The organism is Altererythrobacter aquiaggeris (assembly GCF_037154015.1).
GTDB lineage: Bacteria > Pseudomonadota > Alphaproteobacteria > Sphingomonadales > Sphingomonadaceae > Aestuarierythrobacter > Aestuarierythrobacter aquiaggeris.
In genome coordinates this window covers 1,788,037-1,800,341 of the sequence record NZ_JBANRL010000001.1, presented here as the reverse complement: position 1 = coordinate 1,800,341, position 12,305 = coordinate 1,788,037, and the positions used below count along the sequence as shown (strand labels likewise).

General features: G+C 58.3%; 7 protein-coding genes. 3 read left to right on the top strand and 4 right to left on the bottom strand.

Annotated elements, in window-relative coordinates; all coding sequences use genetic code 11:
* Window positions 1–1,461 carry an efflux transporter outer membrane subunit gene (locus WFP06_RS08815; RefSeq protein WP_082400327.1) on the top strand — a complete coding sequence of 487 codons (1,461 nt, stop codon included), beginning with the start codon at window positions 1–3 and terminating at the stop codon, window positions 1,459–1,461.
* On the opposite strand, the gene WFP06_RS08810 is transcribed toward WFP06_RS08815, so the two are convergent.
* The 4 genes from WFP06_RS08810 to WFP06_RS08795 all read right to left on the bottom strand — a co-directional run bounded on the left by WFP06_RS08810 (window position 1,391) and on the right by WFP06_RS08795 (window position 8,181).
* Window positions 1,391–1,885, bottom strand: coding sequence for a hotdog fold thioesterase (locus WFP06_RS08810; protein WP_082379178.1), 495 nt, complete (start codon window positions 1,883–1,885; stop codon window positions 1,391–1,393). The genes WFP06_RS08815 and WFP06_RS08810 overlap by 71 nt on opposite strands.
* Window positions 1,882–2,787, bottom strand: a complete 906-nt coding sequence (locus tag WFP06_RS08805) for an alpha/beta fold hydrolase (RefSeq protein ID WP_054525565.1) — start codon at window positions 2,785–2,787, stop codon at window positions 1,882–1,884. The genes WFP06_RS08810 and WFP06_RS08805 overlap by 4 nt, the downstream gene beginning before the upstream one ends.
* A 232-nt stretch (window positions 2,788–3,019) precedes the next feature.
* Window positions 3,020–3,763: a DUF4145 domain-containing protein gene (locus tag WFP06_RS08800; protein ID WP_054522875.1), complete on the bottom strand. Its 744-nt coding sequence runs from the start codon at window positions 3,761–3,763 to the stop codon at window positions 3,020–3,022.
* Between the two features lie 203 nt (window positions 3,764–3,966).
* On the bottom strand, window positions 3,967–8,181 hold the full coding sequence (locus WFP06_RS08795) for an Eco57I restriction-modification methylase domain-containing protein (RefSeq protein ID WP_138619423.1): 4,215 nt from the start codon (window positions 8,179–8,181) through the stop codon (window positions 3,967–3,969).
* Between the two features lie 355 nt (window positions 8,182–8,536).
* On the opposite strand from WFP06_RS08795, the gene WFP06_RS08790 reads away from it, so the two are divergent.
* Window positions 8,537–10,534, top strand: a complete 1,998-nt coding sequence (locus WFP06_RS08790; protein WP_054525567.1) for an ATP-dependent nuclease — start codon at window positions 8,537–8,539, stop codon at window positions 10,532–10,534.
* Window positions 10,531–12,207: a UvrD-helicase domain-containing protein gene (locus WFP06_RS08785; RefSeq protein ID WP_299309910.1), complete on the top strand. Its 1,677-nt coding sequence runs from the start codon at window positions 10,531–10,533 to the stop codon at window positions 12,205–12,207. The genes WFP06_RS08790 and WFP06_RS08785 overlap by 4 nt, the downstream gene beginning before the upstream one ends.
* Window positions 12,208–12,305: the final 98 nt, after the last annotated feature.

Below are 12,305 nucleotides of genomic sequence, written 5' to 3'. Positions count from 1 at the left end.
ATGCGCCACTTGCTACCTCCGCTTGTCACTTTCGCCTTGCTAGCTGGATGCACGGCAGGGCCCGATTATGCAGGCCCCCCGGAAGTTGTGTCAGCAGACACGGGCGCTCGCTTTGTGCGCGCTGGCAGCGATGTGAGCGCATCTGATCCGGTTGTCGCTCAATGGTGGCTGCTGCTCGGCGATCCCGAGTTGACGCGGCTGGTGGAGGCTGCGCTGTCCGGCAACCCCTCGCTCGCCGCAGCGCAGGCGCGCATTGCTCAGGCACGGGCATCCATCAGGCAAGACCGTGCGGGTCGAATGCCAACGCTTGGGGCACAGGCCACTACCGTGCAGGGCCGGCTTCCTGGTCTCGACCTTCAAGGCGGGGCGCCCCCCCCGTCAGAGCAAACCAATCCTGACGCAGAAACCGATGACTCGCTCAGCTTTTACAATGTGGGCCTTAACGCGAACTGGGAGCTGGAGTTTGCCGGTGGCTCGCGCAGGCGTATTGAGGCCAGCAATGCCCAAGCTGCTGCAACGGTAGCCAATGCAGAGGACGCAAAGGTCCAGTTGACTGCCCAAGTGGCCAGCACCTACGTCAATTTGCGGGAGGCCCAATTCCGCGCAGAGCAATTTGAGGCGCAGATTTCGTTGCAGGAAGAGATCCTGGCGCTGACATACCAACGCTATCAGCGCGGTGCATTGCCGCTTTTCCCGGTAGGCACCGCGAATGCCGAACTGGAGGTGCTCAAGTCACAACTTGCCGAAGCTGAAGCGGATATCGCAGTCCTGTCTGATGCGCTCGCTATACTGACCGGACAGGTGCCGGGATCAGCTGATGCAGCGCTCACGACTGTGCGCTCCATTCCCATGCCGCCAGAGCAGGTCGCGATTGGCGATCCGGCAAGCCTGGTGGCGCGTCGGCCTGACATAAGGGCGGCCGAACGGTCTCTTGCCGCGTCGACGGCGCGGATCGGGGTGGCCGAGGCGGCGCGGTTCCCGAAATTGTCCTTCACAGGGATCCTGGGCCTCGGCGGATCCTCGTTGGACGACGTTGTCGATGTCGGCGAATTCTCCGCACTCGCGATCCCGCGCCTCCAGTGGAATTTTCTGGATTTCGGCAGGGTAGACGCTGCGATCGACCAAACCGGGGCGGCGCGCAACGAAGCAGTCGCCAATTACCAGCAGACGGTGCTTCTGGCACTGCAAGACGCCGAACGTGCCTTGGCTCGCTTCGGCCAGCAGCGTGTTGCGCTCGCTGCCAGTATGCAAATCAAGAAGCAGGCTGACGTCGCGGCGGACCTGAACCGCCAACGTTTTGCTGCAGGAGCGATCTCGAAGGCTGACCTCAACCGGGCCCTGCGAGAACAGCAGCAGGCCTCAGCAGACCTCGTCCGGGCAAAAGGCGCCCTTACGCTGGCGTGGATTGCGCTGCAGAAGTCGCTGGGCCTTGGGTGGCAAGAGCCTGTTCGAGATCAATAGTCCCGCCGCGCTGATCAATTGATCCGGTTGACGAGAAGTAGGCGCCCCTGCCGCTGGCGACCAACTTGCCGTCGGGCTCGAGAACCCGGGTTTCCGCCACCGAAATCTGTCGCCCGAGCTTCACGATCTGTCCGTGAGCAGTGAGAGGTCCTGAGGTTGCAGAACGGTGGTAATTGACATGCAGATCGGCCGTCGCTCTCGCCGCGACGCCCGCCGCAAGCAGAGTATAAAGCCCGGTGAGGTCGACCAGTGAAGCCAGGATCCCTCCATGCGCCGACCCAATCATAGGGTTCGACACGATCTCTTCGCGCCATGGCATGGTGATCGCGATTCCCTGGTCGGAGCATGTTGCAATCTCCAGCCCAAGCCATCGGTGAAACGGCGCTATATGCAGCATTTCCTGCAAGCGCTCTCGATCGATCATAGCTCCCTCGTCCCCTGTGGCTGAGCCGTATCGCGAGAGTGATGGCGCCCTAGGAAATCGACGATAGCGGCGGAAAAGGCATCGTTCGCATCGCCCACGACCATGTGCGTGGCATCGGCAATATCGGTGTATTCTGCATGGGGGACGAGTTGTCGCAGATGCAAAACGGCCTCTTCGGAAACAAGATCGCTAGAGCCGCCTCGGATGAGGTGAAGCGGAAGCGTGAGATTCGCCGCAGCTTGGCTCAGCATTGCCGATTGACGTTCTTGGCTGTCTGGGTCGCCTTGTCTGGCTGACATTATATTACGGATAAACACAGGGTCCCAGTGCCAATAGAAGCGCCCATCCGGCTTCTGCCTCAGATAGTTTTTCAGACCATCGCTCGCGCCCCGCCTGGGACGATGCGGCATGTAGCGAGCGATCACGTCGGCCGCCTCCTCTGGTGAGGCGAAGCCGCTATCGACATGCTCTTCCATGAAACCAACCACGCGCATCACACCGCTAGGCTCCATGCGCGGGGCAATGTCGACCAATGTGAGTGAAGCAAAGCTACCTGGAGCAAGCTCCCCTGCGGCAATCAGTCCGGCGAGCCCGCCCAGTGAAGCGCCGACCAGCGCTGGCTTCTGGTCCAGGCGCGACGCTGCAGCGACCAGATCCGCCGCGAAGTCGCGCATTTCATAAGCTCCGCATGGCGACCAATCGCTGTCTCCGTGACCGCGCATGTCGAAGGCGATTGCGCGAAAGCCGGCTTGAGCCAGCTCGCTGACCACCCTTCTCCACGCGCGCCGTGTCTGCCCGCCGCCGTGCGCAAGAAGGACGGGTATGGCGTAGGCATCCCCCTCAGCCTCGGCTGTAAGAGAAATTGCGCCTGCGCCCTCAATCGTAAAGGTTTCTCTCGCCATCACTGGATGGTAGGAAAGGCGCGCTAAATAGTAAACCGATTTACTTTGTGGCTCTCGGCTCCGTGTTGGCTGTCCTGCAAGTGCGTTTTAACGACGGCAAAAGTCTATTCCAAGAGGGGTTTCTCCAGACCATTCTCTAATGCACCGGCTTGCGATTCGGTCAGCAGTCGCTGTCCGCTTAATCCGCTCAAAGATATAAAAGCTGCCTTTCCGCTTCCGGCCCCAATTGTGGTCAGGGAGTAGTCTTCTTCCCAACGGCGAGCAGCCGCTCGGGTTTTGCGGGAATACTTTTCTTGATGCCTAATGCCTTCTGGCCGACGATAAAAGCGCGATGGAGGAACACCTCTAGCGATGAGAGCAGTTCGGAAACCTCCTGACTGTCGGGCTCCCAGCCGCGATGCGCAGCCGCATTACCCGCATCCGTAACAACGCCGAGGATGTCCCGCTCAGTTTGCCCGATCCACCCTCCGTTGCGCAGCTCGTTCAGTTTCTCATCAAATGTCTTGGCCGGGTCGATGCCGATGACTTCGGTTGCACGGTCCAGTGCCGTTCTGAGTCCTATCGCCGTGAGGATGTGTGCCTGGTTGTCGTGCGCTACGTACATCTGGCTCAGGATATTGCGCAGCTGGGGGTCAGCCTTTTGCATGGCGTCGAACCATACCGGCTTCGTCTTGGCCTCTGGCTTCGGATAAGTTTGTATCTCCCTCGGATGCTCATACTGCTCCTGCCCCGCCGCATCGTAGTAGTGATCGGTGTCTTCGCTGTTCCAGCTGGAAGTTTCGTAGAAGACCGTCTCGCACCCTTGACATTCGAGCAGAGAGTGGTCGACACCGCCGTTGACCGAATGGCCATATTGCTTGTCCTCCCAGTCCCAAGCCTTGTAGATCGAGCCGTGGATTTCGCAGGTGCGCTCGCCATCGCAGGTGGGACAGTGCCCCTTCTTCGTTGCGTTTGTTGCTGTTGGTGTCGTGGCCATAGAGCCCGATAGCGAGCACTGACGAACTTTTCCAACAGTGTGCGTGTAAGTCGGCGCATCCTAAGTCCGCTTTTTGGGTTTGGCCGCTCTAGAGCCGCCATTCTGCTTCCGGCCCACAGTCAGCCAATGGAGTTCGGTTGCGGAAAGGTCAGGAAGTGCGCCGGTTGCGGACTTTAGCAGTGACAGCAAAAACCTAGAGTAGTTCAGTCACCAGTGTCATCGCTTAGATCTAACCCGGGTGGAGGGGCCAGCGGCATGCGGGGCGGGGCCGTGCGCCACATGAGAGCAACTTCCTCGTCGGTCAGGCCATAGGCGCGCTCGACCATGGCAGCGAGGCTGCGCTCATGGGCCAGCAATTCGATCCGTGCCTGCCGGGCAGGCTCGGCGGTCTCGGCAAACGCTTCGCGCAGCCGACGGAGTTGGGTCGGGGTCAAGCCTTCACGTTTGGGCAGGGCGGCGCGGACCGCTGAGACAAAGCCGTCGCTGTCGAGCTTGCTGGCCTCGGAAAGGGCGGTGCTAGTAACTCTTGGGAACTCGAACCCAAGCCAGTCAGCAATGGCTCGATCCGCTTTTTCCACGATGGCGGTGTTCGTCTTAATGCACTCAACATTATCTTGGAACGCTTCCCGCTTTCCGTGTTCAAGCTGCGGAATTGGGAACTCACGGATATAAGGAATATCAAAAGCGAGCGCCTCATCCTTCTTGTGCGGGAACTTTTTGAATTGGAAATACCAGCCGATCGGTGAGTTGAGGCAGGCGACGATCCATTCATCAACGGTCGGCAGTATCAAAGCTGAGTCATTGACCATGTATTGGCCTTGGTCAGTGCAGACTTGGGCATAGAAAGCGATGCGCCGCAAAAGGACCTTCGGGCGGTCAAAATCCTCAAAGTAGTCGACAGCATCCTGAATCTCATACCAGCGATAACTTCCGGCCTTCCGACCTGGCCATTTCGCATCCTTCTTCGGAGGCTGCCAATTAGCTGGTTTGGGTTCTAGCTGTGTTCGGAAAGACTCGAGATGCCGAAGTACGCTCGGATATTCTTCAATGTCGATACCTCGCCGAGCGAAGATCATCCAGAGCCCGTTCCACTCCGGCAGCCAGCGGCCAATGTCCTGACCGCGCAGGTAGGGCTTGATGATGTCGGCTGCTTTCGGGTCATCGCCAACAAGCTGATCGCGTGTGGCGGTGTCGATCAGAAATGCCTCATTGAAGCCCGTCTTCACGCCGTAAAGCGGACTAGCCCCGGCATATTCCTCAAGCGATACGCCGCGCTCACGAATCTTCTTGAGCAGGGCGGCTACGTCTGGCGGCTCCAGCACCCATGCTTCTTCGGTCAGGTCGGAGCGTTCGGCACGATAGGTCGCGGCGTGGACTGCTGCCGACAGACCCTCACGCGGAACATCGTCACGCGGGATTACCGCAAGATCGTATTGCTCGGGCACAGCGTCTGCATCGGGCTTCTGCACTGCGATGACGCATGGAAAGACGTCGGCATCCGGGAACAAATGGCGCGCGTGGCCGAAATCGGCCAGAAATTCGACCCACACATCCTCGGCGAACATCCGCCGAAGCTTCTCTGCATAGCCAGCCTTCAACCACTTGTTGGTGACGACATAGCCCATTCGCCCGCCGGGCCTGAGCAGCTTGGTCCCCTGTTCGTAGAAATAGACGTAGAGATCGGCGGTGCCGGCATAGGTGTCGAAGGCTTTCGACAGGGCGGGCTTGATCGGGGAGATTTCTTCCTGCCGGACGTAAGGCGGGTTGCCAATGACCGCATCGAACCCGCCTGACCGACCCGAAGAGGACAAGTCGCGCCATACGCCGGGGAAGGCCACTTCCCAGTGGAAGAACCGCTGTTCAGCCGCGATTGCGCGCGCCTCGCGCACTAGGCTGTCTGCCAGCGCGCGGCGGCGATCATCGGGCCTATGGCTCGGCATCAGACTGCCTTGGACCGGCTCTGGTGCATCCAAGCTTAGCTCGGTTCGCGCGTCGGCTGCGAGCACTTCGATTTCACCGCTTGCGATCCGGCTGGGATCGCCGAAGGTTCCTTCGTGGACCAGCTTCATCGCTTCAGCCCGGTCGAACTTGCGTTCGGCTTCGCGCGCCTTGGCGACCGCGCGGTCAATCTTCGCAGATTCCTTTTCGAGCGCGACCCGCGCCTTTTCCGCCTTTGCTTCGTCGGTGCTGTCGGCCAGCGCCTTGCGCATGTCGGCGAGGCGTTTGTCACCATCCTTGCGAATGGCATCAGCCGGTTCGCGGGGTCGGCGGACATTCGTTTCCAGAACGCCCATCAGATCATCCGCCTTTGCCAGATCGAGGATCGCTTCGAGCGGAGCGCTGGCTTCGGAGACGGTGGTGAAGAGGCTTTTCGACTGGTCAACCTGAGCAATGTCGGTGTCGGTCAGCCCTTCGATCTTTTCCATCTCGCGCACGATGTTGGCGAGCGGGGCGAGGTGGCGGTTGGAAATAAGGGCACCGCGTTCTTGCATCCAGTCCATCGTCGGGCGCACCCACGCGCCAAGCACGCTGTTACCGCACCGCAAATGATGGTCGAGGAACGACAACGGCGCACCTACGGTGAAGCTGTGCAACCAGAGCGCGACCTTGGCGAGCTCCACGGCCATCGGGTTGAGATCGACCCCGTGGACGCAGCGCTTGAGTACCATGCGGCGCACGATATGGCGGTCATCCAGCTGGTCTTCGACGATCGGCCAGTAATGCTCCCGCGCGTTGGCGACGATCCCCTCTCGCAACTCGGCAATGAGCTTCACGAGAGGAGAAGTATAATCGCCCTCGGCCATGCTTTCGGCATCGCCGACTGCGGTCAAGACCTTGTCCGAAAGCCAATCGACCAAGCTGACGAGGAAATGCCCGCTTCCCATTGCGGGGTCGACGATGCGGAGCGAAAGCAGTGCCATGGCCGGATCGTGTGCGCGAAGGTCATCACCCTTTGCGCCGCTTGCTAGAGCGGCTTCGAATGCCTCGCGCTTCTCTTCGACGACCGGGCCGACCGTTTTTTCGATGATCAGCGATACGAGCGGTTCTGGTGTGTAATACGAACCCGAGCGGTGCCGTGCCTCGTTGTCCGAGCGCGGTCGGACGGTCCCGGTTTCCTCGATCTCGACACCGTATTCGAGGATCGATTCATAGATCGAGCCGAGCTGCTGAACCGAAAGGTCGCGGTAGTTGATGTAGCGAAGCCGCCCTTCTTCCTCGCGGTGTGAGAGCGGTAATATAGCCTTGGCTAGCGTCTCGTCCGACAGCTTGATGCGACTGAGTAGCGAATTGCCTTCCGCTGCGAACAGGCCGCCGTTGTAGGGCGGAATGCCAAGATCATCGTCGCCTTCGGAAATTGCGCCGAAAATTGTCTCGAGGCGCGACCAGTAGGCAGTGCTGCGGGCGAGCTGTGCTTGCCTTTGCACATGCCGTTCCTTGATCTCCTCTCGAAGACGGGTCAGGCAATAGTCCGCGTAGGGACCGCGCTCGTCGGGGAGCAGATTCCGATCTTCGGCATAAAGCACAAACAATAGACGATAGAGAAGGAACATGGCCGCTTGGCGAACCTGCTCGGCGTAGCCATCATCGAGCGTCTCGGGGCGATCCGGGTCTGCCAACGAGATGGCAGTAATCAGTTCGGGAAAGACGGTTTCGAACACCGTATCTGCCAGATCCTTGCGGACCCTTTCCTCCCACCGGCGCGCATCCTCGATCGCGATCAGGTGAAAGCTGCGGCCCTGCTCGCTCGGACGAAACGCTTCGCGACCAAAAATCAGCACGAACAATCGGAATGCGTAATCTGGATCGATCGGTTCGTCGAGTAGATCCGGTTCGCATCCGGGCAGACCAAAGACCTTGCCCAGGTCAATTTCGAAGAAGTCCTCAGCGACAGAAAGAGCGTTTTGGTAGTAGAGCCGCCAGTGCCGTCCGTTAGTCAGAATGCCCCACGGCATCTTTCCATCTGCCACGACGGCAGCGCGGCGCAGATAATGCATGATTTGGGTCGACGGAACACCCTGGTCGCCTTGCCCTTCGCGATCGAGCGGGCGGTTCCAGCGCTTCGCTTCGACAAGAGCAGCGCCATGACGGAAGCGTTGCCATGGCTCGAGTGTCTTCGCCTTTTCTGCGGCGTCGCCATCGGCGAAAAGCAAGGCATCGGGAACGTCCTTGCGTCCCTTTGTCGTCATGTTCTGTTGAACGGATTTGTGTTGCCAGCCCAGCAATTCGAGCAGCGGATAAATAAGTTGGTCTTCGGTTTCTGCTTCGGTTGGCTTCTTGTGGCCTGAATGTTCATGCAGCAAATGCTGGGCGCTTTCGTAGAGCTGCTCAACTTCACTAATTTCGAGATTCTGCCACTCAGGGGATTCGGTGACCCCTTGCTTCAGCCAATCACGAGTGAACAATGCGCCTTGGAACACTAAGACCCTCCATACCTTGAGTGGAGTAGCCGAACTTACATCGACTTACACCCAAACTGTGATTGTCATGCACAATGAACGACCGCGTCCCACGCCCAAGGTCTGCCTCGAAGCCCAGAGGAAAGGAGCCCGAGCGGGATATGCCACGCCTTGGACCGAAAGCGGACCGTAGCCAGGTGACCCGTTTAGCGATCAGTGCACCGCGCTCGCCGGCTGATCACGGAATTCATCAAGCCACCCGGGATCGAGTGACAGGCGATTCCGGTTCAATTCGATAGCAAACTACTTCCCCCTTGTGTCAGGATGGCCCTACAGTCACCTTCGAGATCTTCGAGCCATTTGAGATAATGACCGCATGCGCCTTGAGAACATTAAGATCCGAAACTTCAGGTTGCTGCGCCGACTCTCAATCGATCTCGCCCAGGACAAAACGACGACCATTTTGGTGGGGCCGAACAATAGCGGGAAAACCTCAGTAATGGAGGCTCTCCGGCTGTTTATCGGGCAAGGAGCCGAGGCTCCTAAAATCTCCTTCCACGACCTCTCTCAGCTTCGCCACCGGGACCTGAAGCGGATCGAGCGAAAGGTTGCGGCTGAAGCTGATCCAGAAAAGAAGATTGAGCTGCTTAGGCGGCTTACACCGCGTATGCGGCTCGATCTGACCTTTTCCTATGGCGAAGATCCCGCCGACCTCGTTGCAGCCACCAAGCTTTTGATGGACCTTACGCCTGGCACAAGCAGAGTGCGCATGCGGATCGACTATCGACTGGAGAACGCGAAAAAGCTTCTCGACGAGTTTGGGGCCAGGCCTCGCAAAGACGTCTCGCTGTGCGACTATCTGAAAGAGACGTTCAGAGATCATTTCAAACGCGTTTTCTTCAAAGTGTCCCCTGACGGCAAAGAAGTGGAACAACTCGAAGACGGCAATTTGCTGAAATCCCTACTGCGCATCGACATCGTGCCCGCTCAGCGGCACGTCGATGACGATGAGGGAAGCCGGTCCGCGAAGCTCTCAAAACTTCTCCACGATCATTACGAACGCTTCTATCGGGTCGATGACGCTGCCGGTTATCAAGCGATCGAAGATGCACTCACGGCGAGCGCAGGCGACCTTACGGGGATGTACGGCAAAGCCTTTGGCCGTTTGACGAAGCGCCTTCAGAGTTTTGGCTATCCGCCAGGCCAAAAAGCGCCGGACCTGAGGGTACGTGCTGAACTGAGCGCAGAAACAATTTACCGTGACAATGCGCGAATATATTATGCCAGCGAACACGCCGAAAAAGAAGGAGTAATGGAGGAGTTCGAGCTGCCCGAAAAATATAACGGGCTCGGCTACAAAAACCTGATTTACATTGTCCTGCAGCTGGAGTCCTTCCGCGCTGCGATCGACGCGACGATGGGCGACAAGCCGCGCGTTCATATAATCGCGATTGAAGAACCCGAGGCGCACCTGCACCCGCAGATGCAGACGGTTTTCATCAGCGAGATTTCGAAGGTTTTGGAAACGGACGGAGGGACGACAGCACAAGTTCTGCTCTCCACACACTCGTCCCACATGATCGCTCATTCTGAGTTCGAGCCCGTGCGCTATTTCCGCAGGGTTGGCCGTCAGGTCGTCATGCAGGACCTTTCGCAGCTACCGCTGCCACCACACAACCCCGACCTTCTCGACTTCCTGCGCCGCTATGTTCGACTGACTCATTGCGATCTGTTTTTCGCGGACAAGGCCATCTTCGTGGAAGGCCAGGTCGAGCGGCTGCTGCTCCCAATGATGATTGAGGAGCAAGCCAAGGTGGCTGGCTGCGAGACGCTCGGAAGTCAGTATGTCAGCATTTCTGAGGTGGGCGGGGGGCACGCCCATAAGTTTAAGCCGATCATCGACTTTCTTGGCATTCCGAGCCTGATCATTACCGACCTGGACTCGGTCGATGACGGAGGAAAAAAATGCCCGGTCGCGACGGGGAAAAGCACTAGCAACGCCTGTCTCCGCAAATGGATTCCCGAGAAGGAAACCGTCGAAGAATTGCAAGCCTGCGATAATGCGGCCAAGACGCAAGGCTGCATTCGGGTTGCCTATCAGGTCACCCAGGACGGGCATTGTGGTCGTTCATTCGAGGAAGCATTCATCTACGCCAACATCACTTGGCTGACTGACAATCATGCCAAGCTCAGCACGACTAAGGCTGCCGTCAAGAAAGCGATAGACGCAGGCCTGACAGCACAAGCGTGGGAGTTGAGCGGCAAGCTCGGGAAGGTCGATTTCGCCCTCGATCTGATGGGCGCACCAGGCTGGGAGATTCCCCTCTATATTCAACAAGGCCTCCAATGGCTGGCCGAGCATCCCGCAAAATGATGACGGAAGCGGACGAAAAAATCCTGGATTGTCTGCACACGCGACAGAGCTTCCTGATCGACGCCGGGGCGGGCTCGGGCAAAACATCGTCCCTCATTCGCGCTCTTGATTTCATTCGAGGACCGGACCGTTCGAGCGTTATCGGGGAAGGCCAGCGTGTGGCCTGCATTACTTTCACGAATGTAGCAAAGAATGAGATCATCGAGCGTACAGAGCACGACCCCTTGTTTGTGGTCTCAACGATCCACGACTTCTTATGGGCCTCGATCAAAAACTTTCAGAAAGAGCTGAGGCCCGCCCTTCTTGCGTTCAATGACCGGTTGCCTGCAAGCAGCCGCAGAAAGCAAGATCAGGAGGAATTGGCAGAAGCTTTAAAGACGGTACCGACGATCGCCTACTCCGATCGCGGCGCAAACTTCTTGGAAGGCCGAATTTTTCACGACGACCTTTTGGGCGTGGCTCACATTATGTTCCACGACCATCCGCTTTTATCGAAAGTGGTCGCCGCTCGATTCCCGTTCATATTTGTAGACGAATACCAGGACACTGATCCGCTGGTTGTCTCCGCCCTGTTGGATCATCTTCTTAAGACAGAGCATCCCCCGCTGATCGGTTTCTTTGGCGACAAGATGCAGAACATCTATTCGGGAGGGGTCGGCGAATTGTCGGCCGATCAGCAGGCACAGCTGGTTCAAATCAAGAAGGAGGAGAACTATCGGTGCTCCAAGGCGGTGATCGACGTTCTCAACAAGGTCCGAACTGACATTCAGCAGGAGCCAGCGGGTGCCAATTTACCGGGGGGCGCGGTGTATGTCAGTCTCACCGGCACGGCTCCGGACGCGGACATTGCCGAACTCGCCGTCCAGAAAGCGCAGGATGTCTTCGGCTGGAGTGTACAGGGCGAGTTGAAGGTTCTATTCCTCACTCACCGCCTTATCGCCCGCAAGGCCGGATATGCCGATCTATTGGCAGCCTTCGCCAGTCGGGGAAGCTTTACGCAAGATAAGTTTCAGAGCGGCGAAGACCCGATTGCAGCCTTCTTCCTTAAAAAAGTCGAGCCATTTATTACTGCTTGGCGTGAAGGGCGGGTGGGGCGCGCTATCAGTTCATTGAAGGAACGCCCGATCCCGATCGCGGGGGCAGCCGAGAAGGCGCGAGTGAAGGCGGCCCTAGATGACCTCATCAAACTAATTGATGCCGGAGGAACGATTGAAGCAATCTTAATGCATCTGCGGGCAGCGCAATTGGTCACACTCCTTGATGACTTGGAAGCGGCCGTGGCAGGCCCTGTGGTGGCTGCCGAGGCAGGATCGCCCGAGGCAGCGCATCAGGCCTTTCTGGATCTTCTTCTGGCGGTGCCCTATCTGGAAGTCAGTCGTTACCGCGCCGTGCTGGAAAACAGCATGCCGTTCTCAACCAAACACGGCGTGAAAGGCGATGAATTTCAGAACGTGATCGTGGTTTTGGATGACGCTGGCGCGAACTGGAACCAATACTCGTTTGGCAAGCTGCTGGCAGGAACCGACACCAGCGAAAGCCGGGAGCGGAGAACCCGCCACCTCTTCTATGTTTGTTGCTCGCGCGCCAAAGACAAGCTGATTGTGGCTGACCTCGGGGTTGGGGCCCATGCCAAAATCGAGGCGCTTTTCGGGGCCAGCGCGGTAGCCATGTGATCAAGTGGCAGCGCATGTTGGACAGGCCGCTAGTACGAGCCCCAGGTCATCGTTGAACTATGCAGCGATGCGCGTGCCAACCGCGACTTCCGATTCAC